20 protein-coding genes and 1 pseudogene are annotated in these 22,991 nt (G+C 66.7%); 11 read left to right on the forward strand and 10 right to left on the reverse strand.

Translation table 11 applies throughout. The features are described from left to right. Positions 1 to 38: 38 nt before the first annotated feature. Positions 39 to 329, forward strand: a complete 291-nt coding sequence (locus AC3A6I_RS19425; RefSeq protein WP_487545518.1) for a 4a-hydroxytetrahydrobiopterin dehydratase — start codon at positions 39 to 41, stop codon at positions 327 to 329. 175 nt (positions 330 to 504) lie between these two features. Here AC3A6I_RS19425 and AC3A6I_RS19430 read toward each other — a convergent pair whose 3' ends face one another. Then, the gene (locus AC3A6I_RS19430) at positions 505 to 834 is read right to left on the reverse strand and encodes a nuclear transport factor 2 family protein (RefSeq protein ID WP_487545519.1); all 330 of its coding nucleotides are present in this window, start codon (positions 832 to 834) and stop codon (positions 505 to 507) included. A 60-nt stretch (positions 835 to 894) separates the two neighbouring features. Between AC3A6I_RS19430 and AC3A6I_RS19435 the strand changes: the two genes are divergently transcribed. The 7 genes and pseudogenes from AC3A6I_RS19435 (at position 895) to AC3A6I_RS19465 (ending at position 9,303) form a co-directional block, all read left to right on the forward strand. Next, entirely contained in the window at positions 895 to 1,908 is a 1,014-nt protein-coding gene (locus AC3A6I_RS19435; protein ID WP_487545520.1) for a zinc-dependent alcohol dehydrogenase family protein, read from the forward strand. A gap of 159 nt (positions 1,909 to 2,067) precedes the next feature. Continuing rightward, a pseudogene (locus AC3A6I_RS19440) lies at positions 2,068 to 3,825 on the forward strand (cation:proton antiporter domain-containing protein); the annotation flags it as partial. 655 nt (positions 3,826 to 4,480) lie between these two features. Continuing rightward, positions 4,481 to 4,909, forward strand: coding sequence for an RrF2 family transcriptional regulator (locus AC3A6I_RS19445; protein ID WP_487545521.1), 429 nt, complete (start codon positions 4,481 to 4,483; stop codon positions 4,907 to 4,909). A 454-nt stretch (positions 4,910 to 5,363) separates the two neighbouring features. Next, on the forward strand, positions 5,364 to 6,395 hold the full coding sequence (locus tag AC3A6I_RS19450; protein WP_487545522.1) for a sulfate ABC transporter substrate-binding protein: 1,032 nt from the start codon (positions 5,364 to 5,366) through the stop codon (positions 6,393 to 6,395). A 31-nt stretch (positions 6,396 to 6,426) separates the two neighbouring features. After that, the gene (gene cysT / locus AC3A6I_RS19455) at positions 6,427 to 7,341 is read left to right on the forward strand and encodes a sulfate ABC transporter permease subunit CysT (protein ID WP_487545523.1); all 915 of its coding nucleotides are present in this window, start codon (positions 6,427 to 6,429) and stop codon (positions 7,339 to 7,341) included. Further along, positions 7,334 to 8,230, forward strand: coding sequence for a sulfate ABC transporter permease subunit CysW (cysW, locus tag AC3A6I_RS19460; protein WP_487545524.1), 897 nt, complete (start codon positions 7,334 to 7,336; stop codon positions 8,228 to 8,230). Before cysT ends, cysW begins: the two co-directional genes overlap by 8 nt. A gap of 29 nt (positions 8,231 to 8,259) precedes the next feature. Beyond that, complete coding sequence (locus AC3A6I_RS19465) at positions 8,260 to 9,303, forward strand: sulfate/molybdate ABC transporter ATP-binding protein (protein ID WP_487545525.1); 1,044 nt, start codon at positions 8,260 to 8,262, stop codon at positions 9,301 to 9,303. Between the two features lie 224 nt (positions 9,304 to 9,527). Here AC3A6I_RS19465 and AC3A6I_RS19470 read toward each other — a convergent pair whose 3' ends face one another. Both AC3A6I_RS19470 and AC3A6I_RS19475 read right to left on the reverse strand, forming a co-directional pair. Beyond that, positions 9,528 to 10,451 (reverse strand): DMT family transporter, encoded by a 924-nt coding sequence (locus tag AC3A6I_RS19470; RefSeq protein WP_487545526.1) that lies wholly within the window; start codon positions 10,449 to 10,451, stop codon positions 9,528 to 9,530. A 377-nt stretch (positions 10,452 to 10,828) separates the two neighbouring features. Next, positions 10,829 to 11,221, reverse strand: coding sequence for a winged helix-turn-helix transcriptional regulator (locus AC3A6I_RS19475; RefSeq protein WP_487545527.1), 393 nt, complete (start codon positions 11,219 to 11,221; stop codon positions 10,829 to 10,831). A gap of 118 nt (positions 11,222 to 11,339) precedes the next feature. Between AC3A6I_RS19475 and AC3A6I_RS19480 the strand changes: the two genes are divergently transcribed. Further along, positions 11,340 to 12,215 carry an SDR family oxidoreductase gene (locus AC3A6I_RS19480; RefSeq protein ID WP_487545528.1) on the forward strand — a complete coding sequence of 292 codons (876 nt, stop codon included), beginning with the start codon at positions 11,340 to 11,342 and terminating at the stop codon, positions 12,213 to 12,215. 198 nt (positions 12,216 to 12,413) lie between these two features. On the opposite strand, the gene purU is transcribed toward AC3A6I_RS19480, so the two are convergent. The 6 genes from purU to AC3A6I_RS19510 form a co-directional block, all read right to left on the reverse strand. Continuing rightward, positions 12,414 to 13,265 carry a formyltetrahydrofolate deformylase gene (gene purU / locus AC3A6I_RS19485; RefSeq protein WP_487545529.1) on the reverse strand — a complete coding sequence of 284 codons (852 nt, stop codon included), beginning with the start codon at positions 13,263 to 13,265 and terminating at the stop codon, positions 12,414 to 12,416. A gap of 289 nt (positions 13,266 to 13,554) precedes the next feature. Further along, the gene (gene iolB, locus AC3A6I_RS19490) at positions 13,555 to 14,349 is read right to left on the reverse strand and encodes a 5-deoxy-glucuronate isomerase (RefSeq protein ID WP_487545530.1); all 795 of its coding nucleotides are present in this window, start codon (positions 14,347 to 14,349) and stop codon (positions 13,555 to 13,557) included. Beyond that, on the reverse strand, positions 14,330 to 14,566 hold the full coding sequence (locus AC3A6I_RS19495) for a hypothetical protein (protein ID WP_487545531.1): 237 nt from the start codon (positions 14,564 to 14,566) through the stop codon (positions 14,330 to 14,332). The genes iolB and AC3A6I_RS19495 overlap by 20 nt, the downstream gene beginning before the upstream one ends. Positions 14,567 to 14,603: 37 nt before the next feature. Beyond that, on the reverse strand, positions 14,604 to 15,521 hold the full coding sequence (gene iolE, locus AC3A6I_RS19500; RefSeq protein ID WP_487545532.1) for a myo-inosose-2 dehydratase: 918 nt from the start codon (positions 15,519 to 15,521) through the stop codon (positions 14,604 to 14,606). A gap of 162 nt (positions 15,522 to 15,683) precedes the next feature. Next, positions 15,684 to 17,528 carry a 3D-(3,5/4)-trihydroxycyclohexane-1,2-dione acylhydrolase (decyclizing) gene (gene iolD, locus AC3A6I_RS19505; RefSeq protein WP_487545533.1) on the reverse strand — a complete coding sequence of 615 codons (1,845 nt, stop codon included), beginning with the start codon at positions 17,526 to 17,528 and terminating at the stop codon, positions 15,684 to 15,686. Between the two features lie 151 nt (positions 17,529 to 17,679). Continuing rightward, a complete protein-coding gene (locus tag AC3A6I_RS19510; RefSeq protein WP_487545534.1) occupies positions 17,680 to 19,560 on the reverse strand; it encodes a bifunctional 5-dehydro-2-deoxygluconokinase/5-dehydro-2-deoxyphosphogluconate aldolase in 1,881 nt (626 codons plus the stop codon). A gap of 262 nt (positions 19,561 to 19,822) precedes the next feature. On the opposite strand from AC3A6I_RS19510, the gene iolG reads away from it, so the two are divergent. Beyond that, a complete protein-coding gene (gene iolG / locus AC3A6I_RS19515) occupies positions 19,823 to 20,809 on the forward strand; it encodes an inositol 2-dehydrogenase (protein ID WP_487545535.1) in 987 nt (328 codons plus the stop codon). A 333-nt stretch (positions 20,810 to 21,142) separates the two neighbouring features. After that, entirely contained in the window at positions 21,143 to 21,970 is an 828-nt protein-coding gene (locus tag AC3A6I_RS19520) for an SDR family oxidoreductase (protein WP_487545536.1), read from the forward strand. Positions 21,971 to 22,118: 148 nt separating this feature from the next. Here AC3A6I_RS19520 and AC3A6I_RS19525 read toward each other — a convergent pair whose 3' ends face one another. After that, positions 22,119 to 22,964, reverse strand: a complete 846-nt coding sequence (locus tag AC3A6I_RS19525) for a MurR/RpiR family transcriptional regulator (RefSeq protein ID WP_487545537.1) — start codon at positions 22,962 to 22,964, stop codon at positions 22,119 to 22,121. Positions 22,965 to 22,991 lie beyond the last annotated feature (27 nt).

Consider the following 22,991-nt stretch of genomic DNA (forward strand, 5'->3'; position numbering starts at 1 on the left):
GCAGATGGCCGGGTTCATTGCAGCAGAGAGATTTGGGAATGCGCGAGAAACTGAGCGGGGAGGCCCGCGAGCAGGCATTGGGCCGGCTGAACGGCTGGATCTACGACCCGGCCGCCGACGCCATCAGCCACGATTTCAAGTTCAAGACCTTCTCGGAAGCCTTTTCGTTCATGACGCGCGTCGCGCTCGCCGCCGAGAAGATGGGCCACCATCCCGAATGGTCCAACGTCTACAACAAGGTGACGATCACGCTCACCACGCACGATGCCGGCGGGCTGACGGAAAAGGACGTCGACCTGGCGGAGAAGATAGACCGGCTGATGATCTGATCGTCACTACTACCGGTGCGGACAGAAACCCCCACCCCTGTCCCCTCCCCGCAAGGGGGAGGGAGACGCTCAAACTGATGTCTGTGGCTTACGAAGACTTGTGAGCGCAGGTCACCTCCCCCCTTGCGGGGGAGGGACAGGGTGGGGGGTGCGCAGGGCAGGATGCCGGCCCCGCCTAGCCCTCCGCAATCTCCATCTGCCGGATCAGTCCGCCCGCCAGCTCGAACGTGAACCGTCCCGGCCCGGTGAAAAAGCTCGACGCCCACAGCGTATCCACTACCACCCGGTGCGCATCCGCGCTTACCACGCCGGTGATAGTCAGCGTGCCCTTGGCGCCGATCAGCTCCTTGTCGCTCCAGCCGCGGATCGCGGCATGGCCGGCAAAGCGGCGGCCCCAGTCGATCACCACACCGTCGGTGGGGAACAGCGCCAGCACGCCGTCGGTGTCGCCGGCATTGACGCGGTCGCGGAAGGCGGCAACGGGGGCGGGGAGATCGAGTGGCATCGGAACACCTTGCGTCGCGGATCGGCTCGGCCATGATGCCAGCAAGCGGAGGAGTTTGAAATGCGCGCAGTCCGGCTCAATGCGGCAGGCCAGATGCAGGTCGAGGACGTAACCCGTCCGGTGCCGGGCCCTGGCGACCTCCTGGTGCGCGTGCTGGCCTGCGGCATCTGCGGGTCGGACCGGCACATGTATCGCGGCGAGTTTCCGACCGCCAAGCCGGTGACGCTGGGGCACGAGTTCTGCGGTGTGGTCGAGGCGACCGGTGCCGGTGTCACCCGCTTTGCGCCCGGTACGCTGATCTCGGGCGATCCCAATATCTCGTGCGGCACCTGCGAGCAGTGCCGCGCCGGCCGGCCGAACCTGTGCCCAAAACTCTCGGCCATCGGAGTGACGCGCGATGGCGGCTTTGCCGAATACGTGCTGGTTCCGGCGGGGCAGGCGGCGGCGTTGCCGCCCGGGTTCGATCCGCGCCACGGCGCCTTCTGCGAGCCGGTGTCGTGCTGCCTCCACGCCATCGATGTCGCCCGCATCCCGAAAGGCGGCTCGGTGCTGATCCTCGGGGGCGGCGTCATCGGGCTCATCATGGTCGAGCTGTCGCGGCTGGCGGGCGCCGGAACCATCGTCCTCTCCACCCGGCAGGCGGCGCGCAGGGCGCTGGCGCTGGAGCTCGGTGCGCAGCACGCCGTCGATGCTGCCAGCCCCGATGCCGACAACGAATTCCGCGCCATCCTGCCCGATGGCGCCGATGTGGTGTTCGAATGCGCCGGCGTGGGCGAAACCGTCACCCGGTCGATCGACCTGGCGAGGCGCGGCGGCGCCGTGGTGCTGTTCGGCGTCGTGCCGCAACACGACACGGTCACCGTCTCGCCTTTCGAGCTCCTGACCAAGGAATTGCGGCTCGAGGGCGCCTGGCTCAATCCCGGCACGCACGCCCGGGCCGCCGAGCTGATCGCCTCCGGAGCCTTGTCGCTCGATCGGCTCATAACGCGCAATATCGGGCTCGACGAGGTCCCTGCAGCAATTGCAGCGCCGCCGGCGCCGGGCGAGATCAAGCTGATGATGGTCGCCCGCTAGCGCGGTTCAGACGAAAGTCTGCCTGTTTGGTCGGCATTCCCATGATTTAGCCGCGTTTTCCGGGCCTCATCGGGTTGCGCGAAGGTGGGTTTCGCCCCATCTTCGTGCCTTACGCTCCTACCACAAGCCTAGGGTACTGCCCGCCGGAGGATACTGCCCATGCCCCATTCGACCCCCCTGATCTCAACGATCGTCGCGGGCCTGGTGCTGGCATTCGTCCTCGGAGCGGTGGCAAATCGCCTGCGATTGCCGCCGCTGGTCGGCTACCTGATTGCCGGCGTGCTCGTCGGCCCCAACACGCCCGGCTTCGTCGGCGACCTCGAGCTCGCGACCGAGCTCAGCGAGATCGGCGTCATCCTGCTGATGTTCGGCGTGGGCCTGCATTTCTCGCTCAAGGACCTCCTGTCGGTGCGCGCGCTGGCGGTGCCCGGCGCCATCGTGCAGATCGGCGGCGCCACCCTCATGGGCCTGGGCCTGGCGCTGCTGCTGGGCTGGGGACTGGGGGCCGGCCTCATCTTCGGCCTCGCGCTGTCGGTCGCCTCCACCGTGGTCCTGCTCAAGGCGCTGGAGGATCGGCACCAGGTCGAAAGCGACAAGGGCCGCATCGCGGTCGGCTGGCTGATCGTCGAGGACCTCGCCATGGTGCTGGCGCTGGTGCTCATTCCCTCCATTGCCGGCATCATGGGCGTGGCGGGCGCGGACCTGCACGATCCGTTCATCGATCTCGTCGAGCGCATGCTCAACATCGAGCTCGGCATCGTAGGCATCCTCGCCATCACCGTGGTCAAGCTCGCCGCCTTCGTCGGCTTCATGCTGGTGGTCGGCCGCCGGCTGATCCCCATGGTGCTGCATTACACCGCCCATACCGGCAGCCGCGAGCTGTTCCGGCTCGCCGTGCTGGCCATCGCGCTGGGCGTCGCCGCCGGTGCGGCCTACCTGTTCGGCGTGTCGCTGGCGCTGGGCGCCTTCTTTGCCGGCATGATCCTGTCGGAAAGCGAGCTCAGCCATCGTGCCGCGCAGGAAAGCCTGCCGCTGCGCGACGCCTTCTCGGTGCTGTTCTTCGTCGCGGTCGGCATGCTGTTCGACCCCACCATCCTCATCCGCGATCCCCTGCCGGTGCTGGCCACCGTGTTCATCATCGTGGTGGGCAAGTCGTTCCTCGCCTACATCATCGTGCGCGCCTTCAGGCGGCCGGTGGGCACGGCGCTGACCGTATCGGCCAGCCTGGCGCAGATCGGCGAGTTCTCCTTCATCCTCGCCAGCCTGGGTGTCGGCCTCGCCATCCTGCCGGCGGAAGGGCGGGACCTGATCCTCGCCGGCGCCATCGTGTCGATCATCCTCAATCCGCTGATCTTCATGCTGATGGACGCGGTGCGGCCCTGGCTCGAGGCCAAGGCCGGCCGCCCGGCGGAAGCGGTGGTTGCCGCAGGCGCACCCGGAGAACGCCTCGAACCCGATCTCACCGCCTCGGCGCCACGCGCGCCCGAAGTAGTGGAGGAGGAAGAGGCCCTGCCGGTGCCCACCACCAGGAGCGGCCATGTCGTGCTCGTGGGCTTCGGCCGGGTCGGCACGGTGGTCGCGCAGGCGCTGCTCGAATCGAAGGCCTCCTTCCTCGTCATCGAGGATTCCGAGGAGCGCGCCAACGCCGCGCGGGCGCTCGGCATCGAGGTGGTCCCCGGCAACGCCGCGGCGTCGCGGGCGCTCGGCCTTGCCAACGTGGCGGGCGCCGGCACGGTGGTGATCGCCATTCCCAACCCGTTCGAGGCGGGCCAGGCGACCGAGCAGTCGCGCAAGCTCAATCCCAGGGCGCTGATCGTGGCGCGCGGCCATTCCGACGAGGAAGAGGCGCATCTGAAGTCGCTCGGCGCCGATGTGGTGATCATCGGCGAGCGCGAGATCGGCCTCGGCATGGTCGATATCGTCAACCGCGACAGCCAGGCGGTGGCCGAGATCACTGCCGCCGACGCGGTCACGTCGGCGCTGGCGCCGCTCGCCGCCGCCACCGCCGGCCCGCGGCTGCCGGCCGATCCCAACATGCTTGCCGTGGCCATCGAGGCGGCGCAGGCGCAGGTGCAGCATGCCGATGCCGGCCCGGCCGAGCCGCCGGCGGTGGTTTCGTCCTATGGCGAGGAGCCTGACGAGCCGACCGATGCCGCTGAGCGCGTGGAGCCCGTCGAGGCCGAAACCCCCGAGCTCGATCCCATCTTCGTGCCCGAGGACGACGCCGAGGCGGTCGAGGCTCTGGCCGCCCTCGACGGCGTTGCGCCCGAGGATATCGTCGCGGCCGCCGAGGTCGAGGGGACCACCGAGCCGCGCGAGCCGGTGATCCCGCCGGTGCTGTCGCCGGTCGAGCGGGCGACGCCCCGGCCGTTGCAGCCGGCCAGCACCCCGGGTTCGCCGTTCGGTACCACGGCAGCAATCGCGCCGGAGCGGCCGTTCAACCCGGAAGTGCCGCCAACCGCCGAGGAGGAAGAAAAGGCCTGACCCGCTGGGTCCACAAGGCTTTGTTCACCGCAATGACACTACGCTCTCCTTGCGGCCCGCCCCGGGCCCGCACCCTTGGACCCAGGCAATGATCTCGCAAAAGGCAAAGTACGCGCTGCGGGCGCTGGTGGCGCTGTGCAAGGTGCCGGCCGGCGAGTCGCTGATGATCTCGGAAATCTCGCGCGAACGGGCGATCCCGAAGAAATTCCTCGAGCAGATCCTGCTCGAGCTCAAGCGCGCCGGCATCGTGATGAGCCGCCGCGGTCGGCTCGGCGGCTATGTGCTGCTGCGCTCGCCCGACGAGGTCACCTTCGGCGAGGTGCTGCGCCTCATCGACGGTCCGATCGCGCCGCTCCCCTGCCTGTCCAAGATCGCCTACCGCCGCTGCGTCGATTGCTCGGACGAAGCCACCTGCGAAATCCGCCACGTCTTCGCCCGCGTCACCATCGCCACGCGCGAAGTGCTGGACCGCACCACGCTCGCCGATGCCGTGATAGCGAAGGACGAGCTGGTCTAAGCCCGCTTCCATCACCAACCACCAGCTGTCACCCCAGCGAAAGCTGGGGTCCAACTTACCGCCCGCGCTGGCGGCACCATGGATCCCTGCTTTCGCAGGGATGACACTCAGTGGATGAGGCACCGCACCTCCCCAACCCCGGTGGCGCAGGCCGGGCCCATCCTGAGATCTCTCCGCATCCAGTGCCAGGAGAGGCACCCACCCCACCGCGTGGTAAGCTCCCCAAGCAACCAATCCCACCCCACCGCGTTAACGGCGGTTAACCCCGCCCGCCGGGTGCGCAAAGTCATGCTCATTCGCAGGCGCCGGCTCGAGGTTTGCGCAATGGGCGTGCGGCTGTTAGCCTCTTCCAAGAAAGCTTTTTCGCTTCCGTGACGGGACACGACCCGCGCCTTCCTTGAGAATGCCGACTAACCAGATAGAGTTATGGCAGTTGCTTCACCAGGAGGACATGATGAAGAAAACAGCCCAGTTTCTTGCGTTTGGCGGCCTTGCCGTAGCGCTCGTATTCGCTGGCGCGGTCACCGTCCGTGCCCAGGAACAGACCCTTCTCAACGTTTCGTACGATCCGACCCGTGAGCTCTATGTCGAGTTCAACGAGGCCTTCGCCAAGCACTGGAACGAGACCACCGGCGGCACCGTCACCATCGAGCAGAGCCATGGCGGCTCGGGCAAGCAGGCCCAGTCGGTGATCGATGGCCTGCAGGCCGATGTCGTCACCCTGGCGCTCGAAGGCGACATCAACGCCATCGCCGAGAAGTCCGGCCTGCTCGACGCCAACTGGCGCTCCGAGTTCGCCAACAACTCGACGCCCTATACCTCGACCATCGTCTTCCTGGTGCGCAAGGGCAATCCCAAGGGCATCCTCGATTGGGGCGACCTGACCAAGGACGGCGTCGAAGTCATCACGCCGAACCCCAAGACCTCGGGCGGCGCGCGCTGGAACTATCTCGCGGCCTGGGCCTGGTCGAACAAGACCAATGGCGGCGACGAGGCCAAGAACATCGAGTTCGTGAAGCAGCTCTATTCGCACGTGCCGGTGCTCGATACCGGGGCGCGCGGCTCCACCGTCACCTTCGCGCAGAAGGAGCTGGGCGACGTGCTGCTCGCCTGGGAGAACGAGGCGTTCCTCGTGCTCGACGAATTCGGCGCCGACAATTTCGACATCGTCTATCCGCCCTCCTCGATCCTCGCCGAGCCGCCGGTCGCCATCGTCGACAAGAATGTCGAAGCCCACGGCACCGCCGAGCTCGCCAAGGCCTATCTCGAGTATCTCTACTCGCCCGAGGGCCAGACCATCGCCGCCAAGAACCACTATCGCCCGTCTGATCCGTCGGTGGTCACCGACCAGGCGCTGGTTCAAGCCTTCCCAAACATCGAGCTGATCTCTATTGATGATCCGCTTTTCGGCGGCTGGGCGACAGCGCAGCCCAAGCATTTCGGGGACGGGGGCGTCTTTGACCAGATCTACACGCCTCAGCAGTAACGGAACCGCTGTCGCATCGCTGTCCCACCCCGTGCGGTCACGCCCGGGGTGGAGCTTTGTGAAGCCGAGCGTCGTCCCGGGTTTCGGGCTGACCTTCGGCTATACGCTGCTCTACCTGAGCCTCATCGTCCTCATTCCCATCATCGGGCTGTTCCTCAAGGCCGGCACGACGCCGTGGGAGCAGATCGTGCGTATCGCCACGGCGCCGCGTACGCTCAAGGCGCTCGAGGTCAGCTTCGGCTCCTCGCTGATCGCGGCGCTGGTCAACGTTGTCTTCGGCGTCATCGTCGCCTGGGTGCTGGTGCGCTATAAATTCCCCGGCCGGCGCATCCTCGATGCCATCGTCGACCTGCCCTTCGCGCTGCCGACGGCGGTCGCGGGTATCGCGCTCTCGACCCTTTATGCCCCCAAGGGCTGGGTCGGCTCGCTGTTCAACCCCTCCGGCCCGCTGTGGAGCTGGTGGAAGGCGCAGACCTGGCTGCCCTTCGGGCTCAACGAGTTCGCGCTCAGCTGGAAAATCGCCTACACGCCCACCGGCATCGTCATCGCGCTGATCTTCATCGGCCTGCCCTTTGTCGTGCGCACGGTGCAACCGGTGCTCGAAGAGTTCGAGCAGGAGCTCGAGGAGGCTGCCGCGACGCTCGGCGCCAGGCGCTGGCAGACCATTTCGCGGGTCATGCTGCCGCGGCTCACTCCGGCCATCCTTACCGGCTTCGCACTCGCTTTCGCGCGCGCCGTCGGCGAGTACGGCTCGGTCATCTTCATTGCCGGCAACCTGCCCAATATCTCGGAAATCGCTCCGGTGCTGATCGTCATCAAGCTCGAGGAATTCGATCAGGCCGGCGCCGCGGTGATCGCCGGCATCATGCTGATCATCGCCTTCGTCATGCTCCTCGTCATCAACCTGATCCAGGCCTGGGCGCGCCGGAGGTTCGGCTATGTTTGAGGACAAGGGCTCCGTCTACGACAGTCGCCGGCCGTTCGCGCCGCACGAGCACACCCCGCCCACGCAGGAAAAGCCGTGGGTGCGCTGGACGCTGATCGGCATCGCCGTCATTTTCATGCTGGCCGTGCTGGTGCTGCCGCTGGTGCTCGTCTTCTTCGAGGCGCTGCGGCGCGGCATCGAGACCTATTTCGAGAGCTTCGCCGATCGCAACACGCGCGCCGCCATCTCGCTGACGCTCACCGTCGCCATCATCGCGGTGCCGCTGAACCTCGTGTTCGGCGTCGCGGCGGCGTGGTGCATCTCGAAATACGAGTTCTGGGGCAAGAGCTTCCTCATCACCCTCATCGACCTGCCGTTCTCGGTGTCGCCGGTGGTGTCGGGCATGGTCTATGTGCTGCTGTTCGGCGCCCAGAGCTGGCTCGGTCCGATCCTGCGCGCCAACGGCATCGAGATCATCTTCGCGGTGCCGGGCATCGTGCTCGCTACCATCTTCGTCACCTTCCCCTTCATCGCCCGCGAGCTGATCCCGCTGATGCAGGACCAGGGTAACGGCGACGAGGAAGCAGCCTTGTCGCTTGGCGCCACCGGCTGGCAGACTTTTTGGCGCGTGACGCTGCCCAATATCAAATGGGGCCTGCTCTATGGCGTGCTGCTGTGCAATGCGCGCGCCATGGGCGAGTTCGGCGCGGTGTCGGTCGTCTCGGGCCACATTCGCGGCAAGACGACAACGATGCCGCTCGACATCGAAATCCTCTACAACGAGTACAACTTCACCGCCGCCTTCGCCGTCGCCTCGCTGCTGGCGATGCTGGCGCTGGTCACGCTGGTGATCAAGACCATTCTCGAGTTCCGCTACGGCGACGAACTCGCCGGCACCCGCCGACACTAGGCAGCAGAAAGACTTAGGGGCAGCAAAGCTTGGATATCCGCGTCGATACCGTCCGCAAGGAATTTTCGTACTACCCGGCGTTGAACGACGTCTCGCTCGATATCCGTTCGGGTGAGCTGATCGCGCTGCTCGGCCCCTCGGGCTCGGGCAAGACCACGCTGCTGCGGCTCATCGCCGGCCTCGAAATGCCGACTGCCGGCCGCATTTTCTTCGGCGACGAGGATGCGTCGTCGAAGACGGTGCAGGAGCGCAATGTCGGCTTCGTGTTCCAGGCCTATGCGCTGTTCCGCAACATGACGGTGTTGGACAACATCTCCTTCGGTCTCTCGGTCCGCCCGCGCGCCACCCGGCCGCCCAAGAACGAGATCCGCCGCCGCGCCCTCGAGCTGCTCGACCTCGTGCAGCTTTCCGGCCTCGAAAAGCGCTATCCGCAACAGCTCTCGGGCGGCCAGCGCCAGCGCGTCGCGCTCGCCCGCGCCCTCGCCATCGAGCCGCGCGTGCTGCTGCTCGACGAGCCCTTTGGCGCGCTCGACGCCCAGGTCCGCAAGGAACTGCGCAAGTGGCTGCGCGAGATCCACGACCGCACCGGCCACACCACCGTGTTCGTCACGCATGACCAGGAAGAGGCGCTCGAGCTTGCGGATCGCCTCGTGGTGATGAGCCAGGGCAAGATCGAGCAGGTCGGCACGCCCGACGAGGTCTATGACCGGCCCTCGAACCCCTTCGTGTTCAACTTCATCGGTGAATCGAGCGCACTGCCGGTCACGGTCGAAAACCACGAGCTCTGGGTCGGCGGCCGCGCCATTGGCCTCCCCGCGCCGCACGATGCGCCGGGCGAAGGCGTGCTGCATTTCCGCCCCCACGATGTCGAGCTGGTCGCCGATGGGGCCGGGGCCGCGCTCGCCGGCGTCGTCGCCGCCTCCCGCCGCGTCGGCGGCACGCGCCGCGTCGAACTCGAAATCGGCGGCGACCCGAACCGCGTCGAAATCGACCTGCCCTTCGATCACCCGGCCGGCGAAAAAACCCGCATCGCCTTCCGGCCAAAGCGCTGGCGGGTGTTTGCCAAGGGCTAGGCCCGCCGAAAATGCGGTGATCGCCTCCCTCCCCCTTGCGGGGAGGGAATGAGGGAGGGGGTGGTCCGATGATCGCTGAAGGACCCCCACCCCCAGCCCCTCCCCGCAAGGGGGAGGGGAGCCAAGACCCTTATGTATACATCGGGTGGGAGCTCTCAGTCAGGTTTCCCTCCCCTTGTGGGGAGGGGGACCCGCGTAGCGGGTGGGTGGGGGTGCCACACGCACTAGCTCTCCACCCGCTTCCCCACCGCCGTCGCCAGCCATATCCCCACGCTCACCAGCCCCAGCGCCACCAGATACCGCCACTCGAGGAACGTCTCCCCCAGCACCAGGCCGGACAGGGTCACCCCGAACACCGGAATCAGGCAGTTGAAGATGGCGATCGAGCCGATCGGATTGTGCTTGAGCAGCAGTGCCCAGATCGAAAACGCCGCCGCCGACAGCGCTCCCAGATAGACCAGCAACAGCAGCGACTCCGGCCGCAATGCGCCGAGATGCCCGCCCGTCGCCACCCCGGCGACAGTCAGCACCAGCCCACCCAGCCCGAGCTGCCAGCCGGTCATCACCAGCACGTCGAGATGCCCGCTGACGCGCTTGCCGTAGATGCCGCCGAGCGAGAACAACGCCGCCGCGATCAGGATGAAACCCTCGCCCAGCAGTGTGAAGCCGAAATCGAAGCCGGCGCCGGAGAGGTTCACCACCACCACGCCGGCAAAGCCGATCAGGCAGCCAAGCAGCCGCCGCGGCGTCAGCCGGTCATTGGCATAAAGCCAGTGCGCAAGGATGGCCGAAAAGAAGGTCGAGGACGAGGTGGTGATCGACACCTTCACGCCGGTCGTGTGGGCCAGCCCGACATAATAGAACAGGTACTGCCCGCTGGTCGAGATGAGCCCGAGCAGCCCGACCTCGCCGAGCGTTTTCGCGCTCAACCCGATCGGCCGCCGCGTCACCAGCGCATAGCCCAGCAGCAGCGCCCCCGCGAGCATGAAGCGCACCCCGGCAAACAGCATCAGCGAAGTGGTATCGGTCGGCGCAATCGCCAGCAGCGCGTAGCCGACCTTCACGGCGGGAACAGCGCTGCCCCACAGCAGGCAGCAGACGATCGCCAGGGCGAGGACGACACGGCGATCGGAGAGCGGTGAGGTCAAGGAAATGCAGCCGGAGGGTTCGGAGCGCGTAGCTACCCCCCTCCCAACCTCCCCCACAAGGGGGGAGGTGCCCACCGGTGCATTTGGCACCACCAAGCCACACCCACCGGCCCACCTCCCCCTGGATGGGGGAGGCAAGCGCAGCTTGTGAGCGCAGCGAACTAGCGCAGCTCGGAGGGGGTGGGGCAGGGTGTACTGAACGGTAATAGAGCCGCATCAGACAACCCCCTCCCATCCTCCCCCATGAAGGGGGAGGTGCCCTGCTGGTGCTTGAGGCACAATCGAAGCCAAAGCCCCGCCTCTTCACCTCCCCCTTTATGGGGGAGGTCGGGAGGGGGCCGTCTCTCTCCGTCAGGCAAGCCCTCCAAGTGTGTTGGCTAAGCCGCCCGCTTAAACTCCGCCCGCGCCACCTTGATCGCCGGGAAATGCGCAAACGCCCAATCCACCATCGCCGACAGCGGCACCAGAAAGCTGTGCCCCATCGGCGAGAGCCTGTACTCCACGCTCGGCGGCGTCGTCGGATAGACCGTGCGCTCGATCATGCCGTCCGCCTGCAGGTCGCGCAGCGTCTGGGTCAGCATGCGCTGCGAGATATCGCCGATCTCGCGTTTCAGCTCGCCAAAGCGATAGGGCCGCTCGGCCAGCGCGGTGATGATCAGCACGCTCCATTTGTCGCCGAGCTGGTCGAGCACGTTGCGCACCGGGCAGAGCGAGGGGTCGGAATATTCCGCCATGATCTTGGTCAGCGGCGCGATCGGGGTGCCGGGCATGGGGTGGTTCCTCCGCGGTAACCAGTGGCGTTGAAACTGCCGTCTTGAACGGCCGGGTAGGTTCCTGATGTATACGTGGTCTCAAAAAGAGACAACCATATCGATCCGGAGCTTATCTATGACTTCACCCACCCTGTTCGTCGCCGGCGCCGGCGGCAAGTTCGGCCGCCGCGTCGTCGAGCTGCTGGCGGAGCGCGGCTATGCCGGCAAGATCATCGCCGGCTCGCGCACTCCGGAAAAGCTGGCCGACCTCAAGGGCGTCGAGGTCCGCAAGGCCGATTTCTCCGATCCGGCCGCCTTCCAGGCCGCGCTGGCCGGGGTCGATCGGCTGCTGATCGTCTCCACCGACGTGATCGGCGAACAGCGTATCAAGCTCCACACCAATGCCGTCGCGGCCGCCAGGGCCGCCGGGATGAAGCGCATCGTCTATACCTCGATGCCGCATCCCGAGCCGGGCAACATCATCCCGATGGCGCTCGATCACTACGCCACCGAGCAGGCGATCAAGGGCACCGGCGTCGAGTACACGATCCTGCGCAACAGCTGGTACACCGAGAACCTGCTGCAGGTGCTGCCGCCGGCGCTCGCCAGCGGCAAGTGGTACTCGGCCAGCGAGCAGGGCCGCATCTCGCATGTCACCCGCGACGACACCGCCCGCGCCGCCGCCGGCGCGCTGCTCTCCGATCACACCGGCAACCGCGTCTTCACCGTCACCGGCCAGCAAGCTTTCACCAATGCCGAAATCGCCGCCATCGCCACCGACGTGCTGGGGAAGCCCATCGAGGTCGTCGACGTGCCCGACGCCGGCTACACCGAAGGCCTGAAGCAGGCCGGCCTGCCGGCCCCGGTGGCCGAGCTGCTGACCACATTCGAAATCGGCCAGCGCCACGGCATCCTCAGCATGGTCACCGATGCGGTGGAGGAGCTGTGGGGCACGCCGGCCATGACGGTGCGGGAGTTTCTGGTGGCGAACAAGGCGGGGTTGGGGGGCTGACGACCCCCTCTCTGCTGCGACTAACTCGCTGACGCTCGTAAGTCTCGCCTCTCCCCCGCCAAGGGGGAGAGGGTGCGTCTCTCACACACTGGTGCATGCGGTGTCTTCTCCCCCTAGGCGGGGGAGAAAGCGAAAACTTGGATCTTAGCGCAGCTAAGTCCTTAGTTTTCGCAAGAGAGGGGGTCGTTGTGGCCTCCCCTACCCAAACACCACCGTCTTCCGTCCATTCAGCATCACCCGGTTCTCGAGGTGCAGCTTCACCGCCCGGGCCAGCACGCGGCTCTCGATATCGCGGCCCGCCGCCACCAGGTCGTCCGGGCTCATGGCGTGCGTCACGCGCGCCGTTTCCTGCTCGATGATCGGACCTTCATCCAGCTCCGGCGTCACGTAATGCGCTGTCGCCCCGATCAGCTTCACCCCGCGCTCGTGCGCCTGGTGATACGGCTTCGCACCCTTGAACGAGGGCAGGAACGAGTGGTGGATGTTGATGATCTGGCCGTAGAGCCGGGTCGCGAAGCGGTCGCTCAGGATCTGCATGTAGCGCGCCAGCACCACCAGATCGGCGCCGGTTTCCTTGAACAGGGCGATCACCTGCTCCTCCTGCGCCGCCTTGTTGTCCTTGCCCACCGGCAGCAGGTGATACGGAATGCCCTCGAACTCTGCCGTGCGGCGGCTGTCCTCGTGGTTGGAAACGATCGCCACCACCTCGGCGTCGAGCCAGCCGACCTTGATCTGGTAGAGCAGGTGCAGCAGCGTGTGGTCGAACTTCGACACCATCACGAGGATCTTCTTGCGCCGCGCCTGGTCGACCAGCGTCGTGCGCATGCCGAACCGTTCGACCGCCGGCTTCAGCCCGCGCTCCAGCGCGTCGCGATCGACGCCCTCGGGCGCGGTGAAGGCGAGTCGCATGAAGAACTGCCCGGTCTCGCGATCCCAGAACTGGTTGGATTCAGCGATGTTGCAACCGAGGCCCGCCAGTTCCGTCGTCACCGCGGCAACAATCCCCGGCCGATCGGCACAGGAGAGGGTGAAGATGAAATTGGCAGGCATGTTGAGCTCCACACGAAAAGTCGCGGAGCGATGCACGCAATAGCGTGCAGGGTCAACTGCTTGCGGGGCGGGAGGGTTACGAGTTTGCCGGAGACGCCAAAGGCATCAGCCTGTCGCACCCCTCCCCCTTGCGGGGAGGGGCCGGGGGTGGGGGTCTATCGGCGATCACCGGACCACCCCCACCCTCGATCCCTCCCCGCAAGGGGGAGGGGTGCGGCCGCCACCGGCGCCGATTGGAGGGTCATCCCCCTCCCGGGGAGGGGTGCCATTCGCGCCGACCTCTTAAGCCTCACCCCAACATCCACTCATGCTCGGGCGCATTGTAAAACTTCCACGTCCGCTTTGGACCGGCCATGACGTTCAAATAATACACGTCATACCCCGCCACCGCGGCCACCGGGTGATAGCCGCGCGGCACCAGCACCACGTCGCCATCCTCGATCAGCATTGTCTCGTCGAGCGAGCGGTCATCGGTGAACACGCGCTGGAAGCCGAAGCCCTGGGGCTTCGAAAACCGGTGATAATAGGTCTCCTCGAGAAAGCTCTGGCGCGGCAGGTCATCCTCGTCGTGCCGGTGCGGCGGGTAGCTCGAGGTGTGGCCGCCCGGGGTGATCACCTCGACCACCAGCAGCGAGTCCGCATCCTCCGTCTCGGGCAGGATGTTGGTCGGGTAGCGCGTATTGGTGCCCTTACCGCGCGTCAGCCGCTCGGCCTGCTCAGGTCCGATCAACCGTGCCGGCCGGGCGCCGGGGGTGCCGGGCGCCGAGCACACCGCGACCTCGAGCGGGGTCAGCGCCTCGATGCGCCAGCTGGCGCCGGCCGGGGCGTAGACCGAGTGCGGCGGGCCCTCGAACGGGCTCATGCGCTCGCCGGCAAGGAAGGTCTGGCCGTCCACCTCGATGGCGGCGCGGCCCGAGATCAGCACGATGCACACTTCGCGGTCGGCAAAGCTGCCCTTGGCGATGTCGCCGGCATTGGGCAGCTTGTGCAGGTCGAAGCCGACATAGGTCCAGCCGGCAGTTTCCGGGGTGACGTGGTGGACGTGGCCGGTCGCCGCCTGCGGCTTAATTCTTAGGTTGGGCATCGTCGTGCTTCTTCAGTTCCTTGTCGAAGTTGATGCCGAACACCCACACCGCATAGGCGAGCGCAGCGGTGGTGATCAGGCCCCAGAACTGGTCGCGGGTGAAAATCCACTCCCAGCCACACCAGATGGCGATGAGAGCAATCAGGATGGCGCGCCGATAGAACGGCTTGAACCAGGGCAGGGTGAACAGCCCGGGCTTCTTCTCGGCTTCAGGCATCGGGGCTCCTCTCGTTGCGGGCAACCTATTCGATTGCTCAGCTCGTGGGAAAGCCCTTGGTCTCCACCACATAGCCCGCCGCCGTCATCACCCGCATCAGTTCGGCATGGCCGATCTGGGCCATCTGCAGCGGCGGCGCGTTCTTCGGGTCCTGCTCTGCCTCGACCACGAACCAGCCCTCATAGCCATGGTCGGCGAGGCGTTTGACGATGGCGCCGAAATCCAGCGATCCATCCCCCGGCACGGTGAAGGCGCCGAGCGCCACCGCGTCGAGAAAGCTCTGCTTCGTCCGGTCCAACCCATCCACCACGGCGCGGCGGATGTCCTTCACATGCACGTGGTTGATGCGCGCGTGGTGCCTGTCGATGGCACGCAGCACGTCGCCGCCGGCAAAGGCCAGGTGCCCGGCATCGAGCAGCAGCGGAATGCCGGCGCCCGAAGCCGCCATGAACGCATCGAGCTCGGGCTCGGTCTCCACCACCGCCGCCATGTGGTGGTGATAGCTCAGCGGCATGCCCTGCTCGGCGCACCACTCCCCGAACGCTGTGACCTTTCGCGCGTAAGCCTTCATCTCATCGTCCGACAGCTTCGGCTTGGCTGCCAGCGGCTTGCTCCGATCGCCCTGGATCGAGCGGCCGACCTCGCCATAGACGATGCACGGCGCATCCACCGCCTTGAACAGCTCGATCATGGGCGCGATGCGGTCCTTGTTGGCCGCCAGCTCCTCGTCCACCAGCGTGCCCGAAAACCAGCCGCCACACAGCGTCACGTCCGCCGCGCGCAGGATGGGCAGCATCACCGCCGGATCGTCTGGAAAACGCCGGCCCTTCTCCATGCCGGTAAACCCGGCCGAGCGCGATTGCCGCAAGCACTCCTCGAGCGACACATCATCGCTCAGCTCCGGCAGGTCGTCATTCCACCACGCAATGGGCGACATGCCCAGTTTGGCTTTCATGCTTTGGTCCTCGTCCATAAGGCCCCCTCACCCGGCCCTGCGGGCCGACCTCTCCCCCAAGAGGGAGAGGTGGTGGAAGAGCACGATCCTGCCTCAGCTCACCTCTCCCCTCGGGGGAGAGGTCGCCGCGTAGCGGCGGGTGAGGGGGCCTTTTTGCCAGCCCTACAACCGCTGCCCCTTCAGCGCGTCCTCGTATTCCTTCCGCGCCGCCTGCACCTCAGCCCGCGCCGAAACCTCCGGCACCGCCACATCCCACCAGTGCCCGCCGGCCTCCGTCGAAATCAGCGGGTCGGTGTCGATCACCAGCACGGTCGTGCGCTCCACCTTCGCCGCCTCGCGCAGCGCGCTCTCGAGCTCGGCCACCGAGAACACTTTTCGTGCCCACGCGCCCATCGCGGCGGCGTGTGCGGCGAAGTCGATCTCGGGCAGCACCTCGTGCTTGGTATCCTTCAGCAGGTTGTTGAAGTTCGCCCCGCCGGTGGCCATCTGCAGCCGGTTGATGCAGCCAAAACCGCGATTGTCGAGCACGACGATGGTGAGCTTTGCGCCCAGCTGCACCGAGCTGGCGATCTCGGAATTCATCATCATGTAGCTGCCATCGCCCAGCATCACGATCACGTCGTCATGGGGCTTGGCCAGCTTTACCCCCAGCCCGCCGGCGATCTCGTAGCCCATGGTCGAATAGCCATATTCCATATGGTACGAGCCCGGCGCGCCGGCCGGCCACAGCTTGTGCAGCTCGCCCGGCAGCCCGCCCGAGGCGCACACCAGCGTCGCCGACGAGCCGCGCGCCCGCGCCACCGCGCCGATCACCTGTGCGTCCGAGGGCAGCTCGTTGGTCGGGTCGGTCACGGCCTTCGCCGCCTTCAGCCACGCGGCCTTGGCCTCATGCGCAATCTCCACCCACGGGTGCGCGCTGTGGCGCTGGCCGAGTCCCGCATCCAGCGCCTCGAGCCCCACCTTGGCGTCAGCCACCAGCGTCAGCGCCCGGTGCTTGCCGGCATCGAAGGGCTGCGTATTGAGCCCGATGATCTTCACGCCACTCGCCTTGAACAGCGCCCACGAACCGGTGGTGAAATCCTGCAGCCGCGAGCCCACCGCCAGCACCACATCTGCCTGCTCGGCCAAATGGTTCGACGCCGACGAGCCGGTCACGCCCACCGAGCCCATGTTGAGCGGATGGTCGTGCGGCAGGCTGGATTTGCCGGCATTGGTCTCCATCACCGGAATGCCGTGCTTTTCCGCAAAGGCCCGCAGCGTCCCCGCCGCCTCCGAGTACAGCACGCCGCCGCCGGCGATGATCACGGGCTTCGTCGCTGCCTGCAGCACCGCGACGGCGCGCTCGAGCTCGCCCGGATCCGGCATCGGCCGCCGCGGCGTCCACACCCGCTCGGCGAAGAACTCTTCGGGGTAGTCATAGGCCTCGGCCTGCACATCCTGGCACAGGCTCAGCGTCACCGGCCCGCACTCGGCCGGGTCGGTCAGCACCTGCATGGCGCGGTTCAGCGCCGGGATGATCTGCTCGGGCCGGGTGATGCGGTCGAAATAGCGCGACACCGGGCGGAACACGTCATTGGCACTCACCGTGCCGTCCGAAAAACTCTCGACCTGCTGCAGCACCGGGTCGGGGGCGCGGTTGGCGAACACGTCGCCGGGCAGCAGCAGCACGGGGATGCGGTTCACATGCGCCAGCGCCGCCGCCGTCACCATGTTGGTCGCGCCGGGCCCGATCGATGAGGTCGCGGCCATGAAGCGGCGCCGGAAGCTGGCCTTGGCGAAGGCAATCGCCGCATGCGCCATGCCCTGCTCGTTATGCGCCCGATAGGTCGGCAGTTCGTCGCGTACGCCATACAGCGCCTCGCCGAAGCCCGCGACATTGCCGTGCCCGAAAATCGCGAACACCCCGCCGAAGATCGGCAGCTTCTCGCCATCGACCACGGTCATCTGCCGCGTCATGAACTTCGCCAGCGCCTGCGCCATGGTGAGGCGGATGGTCTTTTGGGTCATTGGTGATCTCCTTGGGCAGACGCCCCCCTCCCATCCTCCCCCACAAGGGGGGAGGTGCCGCATCCAGTGTAGGGCACGATCAAGCCACAAACTCGACCCTTCACCTCCCCCCTTGTGGGGGAGGCCGGGAGGGGGGAGTCTCTATCGGCGATCACGCCCCCCAAACCCCCACCAGCGCCCGGAACCGCCCGGCCATGTCGGCCACCGCTTCCTCGTCCGTCATCGCCCCAGCAAACCATGCCTTGGCCGCATCGGCAAAGATGGTCCGACCCACGGCAAATCCGCGCACAGTGCGGGAGGCATGCGCCACCGCAAGACCCTTCGCCAGCTCGTCCGCCGGCGCCTCGAGCCCGAGCAGCACGACGCCGCGGCAATAGGGGTCGCGCGTCTCGATCACCGCATCGATCTCACGCCACGCGGCCTCGTCGGCCTGCGTCTCGAGCTTCCACCAGTCGGGCTTGAGCCCGGCATCGTAGAGCTCGGCCAGCGCCCGCGCCGTCGTCCGCTGATCCACCGGCCCGGCCTTGCTCGCAATCACCTCGATCAGGATATCGCGGCCCACCTTGCGCGCGGCGTCATAGGCGACGCGCAGCGTCTCGATCTGCGCCGCCTTCAGCGCTGCCGGATCGTCCGGGTGATAGAAGCACAGCACCTTGAGGCAATGGTCCACCGGCCATTCGCCCAGCCGGCTGCCGACATCCTGCGAAAACTCGAATTGCAGCGGGCGGCTGCCCGGCAGTTCCACCGGCCGGGCGATCCAGAAATTCTTGGGCGCCTCGAACAGCGCGTCGCGGCCCCATTTGTCGTCGAGCAGCATGCCGAAGCCGTCGCGCCCCGCCGCCACTTCCGCCGCCGCCTTCACCGCCAGCACCTTGAACGCCGGGATGCGGTCGGCCTTGTCGCCCGCGATATCCTCGATCTGCTTCCTATGATCGATGGCGAAGGCCGTCAGCCGCGGCCACTGCTTCCGGCGTGTCGTCGCCCAGTGGATGTGGTTCAGCTCCTCGTCCTTGCGCAGCGCTTTGAACGTGCTGCCATGGGTGAGGAAGTGGTCGAGTTCGGTCCAGCTCGGATACTCCGGTGCGCAGAGCAGCCGGCTCACCGCGAAAGCGCCGCAGGCGTTGGCCCAGGTCGCGCTGGTGGCGAGGCTCTCGCCCTTCAACCAGCCGCGCAAAAAGCCCGACATGAACGCGTCGCCCGCGCCCAGCACGTTGTAGATCTCGATCGGAAAGCCCTGGCCGACAATGCCGGCCTCGAGGTCATCGGGGATCGCGCCATCGTAGACGATGCAGCCCTTGGCGCCGCGCTTCAGCACCACGGTCGCGTCCGACACCGCGCGGATGGCCTTCAGCGCCGCCAGCAGGTCGCCCTCGCCGCCGGCGATCAGCACCTCTTCCTCGGTGCCGACGATCAGGTCGCAGTCGGCGAGGATCGGTTTGATCTTGCCGGTCACGTAGTCCGATTTCACATAGCGCTCGAACCCGGCGGCGTGCCCGGCGAGCCCCCACAGGTTGGGCCGGTAGTCGATATCGAACACCACCTTGCGCCCGGCCGCCTTGGCGATGCGGATGGCCTTAAGCTGCGCCGCCTCGGCGTTCGGCGTCGAGAAATGCGTGCCGGTGACGACGATCGCGCCGGCCGACTGGATGAACGCCTCGTCGATATCGCTCTCGTCGAGCGCCATGTCGGCGCAGTCGGTGCGCACGAAGATCATGGGCGAAACGCCCTCGGCCTCTACCGCCAGCAGCACCAATGCGGTCAGCCGCTTGTCGTCGGTGGTGATCCCGGCAGTCTCGACGCCTTCACGCTTGAGCTGTTCCTTGATGAAGCCGCCCATCTGCTCGGCGCCGACGCGGGTGATCAGCGCCGACTTCAGCCCGAGCCGCGCCGTTCCCACGGCGATGTTCGCCGGGCAGCCGCCAATGGCCTTGGTGAAGCTGCCAATGTCCTCGAGCCGGCTGCCGATCTGCTGGCCGTAGAGATCCACGGATGAACGGCCGATGGTGATGACATCGAGCCCGGCCTCCGGCATGATCTCCCCCGTCTTCTTCTTGTCTGGACAGCTTTCAGCCGCCGTTGTATCCCTCGCGCGGATGAAACGTCAATTCCGATTTTTCCAAATTCGGAATGAACATTCTATCGTTCACGTCCGGAAGTAACGCTTTCGGACTGAGCGTGGACCAGGGCCTTTCGTCTGGCAGAAGTTCATGGACCAACCATGGACAAAGAGCAGGTTTTAGCGCGGCCAACGCGTTCAGATCGCGGTCATGGCCCGTTCACAAGGGAGGTTTGGTTTGGTCAGGTTTGCTGTCCTTGGTGCGGGTCGCATCGGCAAGGTTCATGCCGGCACCATCGCAAAATCGGATCGGGCCAGCGTCGCCTACGTGGCCGACGCCATCCCCGATGCTGCCGCGGCGCTCGCCGCCAGCGTCGGCGCGAAGACCGCCAGCGTCGAGGAGGCGATCGCCTCCGATGTCGATGCCATCCTCATCTGCACCCCCACCGACACCCATGCCGACCTGATCGAAGCCGCCGCCCGCGCCGGCAAGGCAATCCTGTGCGAAAAGCCGGTCTCGCTGTCGGTCGAGCGCATCGAGGCCTGCCTGCCGGTGGTCGAAAAGGCCGGCGTACCGCTGATGATCGGCTTCAACCGCCGCTTCGACCCGAATTTTTCTGCGCTACAGCAACGGCTTAGAGCCGGCGATGTCGGCGATGTCGAGCTCGTCACCATCATCTCGCGCGACCCCGCGCCGCCGCCGGTCAGCTACATCGAGCGCTCGGGCGGCCTCTTCCGCGACATGATGATCCACGATTTCGACATGGCCCGCTTCCTCGTCGGCGAGGAGTTCGTCACCGTCCACGCGCTCGGCGGCGCGCTGGTCGACAAGGCCATCGGCACTGCCGGCGACGTCGACACCGCCTCGGTGCAGATGCAGACCGCGTCGGGCAAGATCGCCGTCATCACCAACTCGCGCCGCGCCACCTATGGCTACGACCAGCGCCTGGAAGTGCATGGTTCCAAGGGCATGCTGCGCGCCGGCAATGTCCACATGACCACGCTCGAGCGCGCCGACGGCGCCGGCTTCACCCAGGACGTGATCCAGAACTTCTTCATCGACCGCTACGTCGCCGCCTACGCCGCCGAGGTGAACAGCTTCATCGACGCGATGGCGAACGGCACGACACCGACGCCGTCGGGCTACGATGGGTTGGCGGCCCAGAAGCTGGCGGAAGCGGCGACGCAGAGCCTCAAGACCGGGCAGGTGGTGCGGGTCGGGTAGGTAGGGCGCCTTCCGCCCCACCCTCATCCGGCCTGTCGGCCACCTTCTCCCATCAAGGGAGAAGGCCCCGACCGAGATGCTCGTGGCGGACCCTTCTCCCCTCGTGGGAGAAGGTGCCCGAAGGGCGGATGAGGGGGGCCAAGCACCCAGGCCTCTCCGTGATCCTCCCCCGCGTGCGGGGGAGGGGGACCAGCGAAGCTGGTGGAGGGGGCGGCCACACGCACCAATCCTCCACGAGGCCCCCTCCATCGTTCTTTCACGACGCCTCTTGGCTTCACCGCCCTGACGCCATAGTGTCCGGCCGCCTGCCATCCCCCTGCCGAGTCCCAGAAAATGTCCGATACGTCCTCCGCCCCCTTTGCCGGCAAGATCGCCGTTGTCACGGGCGCGGCCCAGGGTGTCGGCGAGGCGACGGCGCGGCTCCTGGCGGAGCGCGGCATTGCCGGCCTGGTGCTCACCGACCGGCAGGGCGACAAGCTCGACGCCGTCGCCAAGTCGCTCGAAACGCAGGGCGTCTCGGTCGTCACGGTCGTTGCCGATCTGTCCGATTCCGACCAGGTCGCGGAAATCATCCCGACTGCCGACGATGCGTTCGGCCGGGTTGACCTGCTCGCCAATATTGCCGGCCTGACCGATCGCGGCACCATCCTCGACACCGACCTCGCCCTGTTCGACAAGATGTTCGCCATCAACGTGCGCGCGCCGTTCTTCCTGATGCAGGACGCGATCAAGGTGATGCAGCGCGAGAAGATCTCTGGCACCATCGTCAACATCCTGTCGGTCAACGCCTATATCGGTGGCGCCAATCTCGCCGCCTACAGCGCCAGCAAGGGCGCGCTGATGACGCTGACCAAGAACACCGCCAACGCCATCAATCGCGACCGTATCCGCGTCAACGGCATCATCCTTGGCTGGGCCGACACCCCGGGCGAGCACGTGACGCTCAAGACCTTCCACGATGCCGCCGAAGACTGGCTGGCCTCGGCAGAAGCCTCGCGTCCGTTCGGCCAGCTGTTGAAGCCCGAAGGGATCGCGCGGTTGATCGCCTTCCTCGGCGGCCCGGAATCCTTCCCGATGACCGGCTCATGCGTCGAGTACGAGCAGTCCGTCATCGGCGCCTCCTCGCCGCTGCAAAGCTCCGGTTACCCGCAGAAGAAGTAGGGCCTCCAAAGGCCCCCTCACCCGGCCTTCGGCCGACCTCTCCCCCAAAGGGAGAGGTGACGTTGTGGCACGATTTTGCCCCCGGCCTACCTCTCCCTTGGGGGAGAGGTCGCCGCGCAGCGGCGGGTGAGGGGGCCTTTATGTGCCCTCAGCCTTCGGAGCGCTTGCTCGCGACCGCCACGGTCAGCGTCATCGCCAGCGCCATGGTCGCGGCCATCGAGCGAAAACCCTCGAAATCGGCCTCGACGATCTCGAGCCACGCATCGGCAATCGAGGCGATGGGCGAAAACACCGAGTCGGTGATCGACACCACTTTGGCGTGCCGGCCCTTGGCGGCGTGGGCGAGGCTCACGGTCTCGCTGGCGTACGGCGTAAAGCTGATGGCCAGCACGACGTCGCGCTCGCCGATGAAGTTGATCTGCTCGGCGCCCAGCCCGGCAATGCCATCGACCAGCACGTTGCGCACCCCGAGCTTGCCCATGGCATAGGCCATGTAGCTGGTGATCGGGAACGAGCGCCGCAGCCCGACGAGATAGATGGTCTGCGCCTTGGCGAGGATGTCGACCGCCCGCTCCAGCGTCTCGGGATCGAGTTTTACGCGCAGGTCGGCGACCGAGCGCTCGGCCGCCTCAGAAAACCCCTGCAGCAGCAGCCCGGATTTGCTGGCCTCGCCATGCTCGCGCAGCTGCTTCAGCCGCTCCTCGTAGCTCGGCACGCGGTCGCGCAGGCGGGCGCGGAACACGTCCTGCAGGTCGGAAAAACCCTGGTAGCCGAGCGCCTGGCTGAAGCGCACCAGCGTCGAGGGCTGTACGCCCGAGCGCTGCGCCACGCTCGCGGCGGTGCCGAAGGCGATGTCGTCGGGGTTGTCGAGCGCAAAACTCGCCACCTGGGTCAGCCGGCGCGGCAGGGTCGGCGCCCGCGCCGCGATCAGCGCGCGCAGGGTGGGAAAGTCCCGCGGGACCGTTTCCTCGAGCTCGATATCCCCGTCGTCCATTCCGGTGCTATACTCCCTGCCAATCGA

The organism is Devosia sp. Soil_C_22 (genome assembly GCF_057657195.1).

Coding starts and splice junctions, on each gene's coding strand:
- iolE (WP_487545532.1), bottom strand. CDS start 15,521: ATGAAAGCCAAACTGGGCATGTCGCCCATTGCGTGGTGGAATGACGAC.
- AC3A6I_RS19425 (WP_487545518.1), top strand. CDS start 39: ATGCGCGAGAAACTGAGCGGGGAGGCCCGCGAGCAGGCATTGGGCCGG.
- AC3A6I_RS19445 (WP_487545521.1), top strand. CDS start 4,481: ATGATCTCGCAAAAGGCAAAGTACGCGCTGCGGGCGCTGGTGGCGCTG.
- iolB (WP_487545530.1), bottom strand. CDS start 14,349: ATGCCCAACCTAAGAATTAAGCCGCAGGCGGCGACCGGCCACGTCCAC.
- AC3A6I_RS19480 (WP_487545528.1), top strand. CDS start 11,340: ATGACTTCACCCACCCTGTTCGTCGCCGGCGCCGGCGGCAAGTTCGGC.
- AC3A6I_RS19520 (WP_487545536.1), top strand. CDS start 21,143: ATGTCCGATACGTCCTCCGCCCCCTTTGCCGGCAAGATCGCCGTTGTC.
- iolD (WP_487545533.1), bottom strand. CDS start 17,528: ATGACCCAAAAGACCATCCGCCTCACCATGGCGCAGGCGCTGGCGAAG.
- purU (WP_487545529.1), bottom strand. CDS start 13,265: ATGCCTGCCAATTTCATCTTCACCCTCTCCTGTGCCGATCGGCCGGGG.
- AC3A6I_RS19430 (WP_487545519.1), bottom strand. CDS start 834: ATGCCACTCGATCTCCCCGCCCCCGTTGCCGCCTTCCGCGACCGCGTC.
- AC3A6I_RS19510 (WP_487545534.1), bottom strand. CDS start 19,560: ATGCCGGAGGCCGGGCTCGATGTCATCACCATCGGCCGTTCATCCGTG.
- AC3A6I_RS19450 (WP_487545522.1), top strand. CDS start 5,364: ATGAAGAAAACAGCCCAGTTTCTTGCGTTTGGCGGCCTTGCCGTAGCG.
- AC3A6I_RS19525 (WP_487545537.1), bottom strand. CDS start 22,964: ATGGACGACGGGGATATCGAGCTCGAGGAAACGGTCCCGCGGGACTTT.
- AC3A6I_RS19495 (WP_487545531.1), bottom strand. CDS start 14,566: ATGCCTGAAGCCGAGAAGAAGCCCGGGCTGTTCACCCTGCCCTGGTTC.
- AC3A6I_RS19475 (WP_487545527.1), bottom strand. CDS start 11,221: ATGCCCGGCACCCCGATCGCGCCGCTGACCAAGATCATGGCGGAATAT.
- AC3A6I_RS19435 (WP_487545520.1), top strand. CDS start 895: ATGCGCGCAGTCCGGCTCAATGCGGCAGGCCAGATGCAGGTCGAGGAC.
- cysW (WP_487545524.1), top strand. CDS start 7,334: ATGTTTGAGGACAAGGGCTCCGTCTACGACAGTCGCCGGCCGTTCGCG.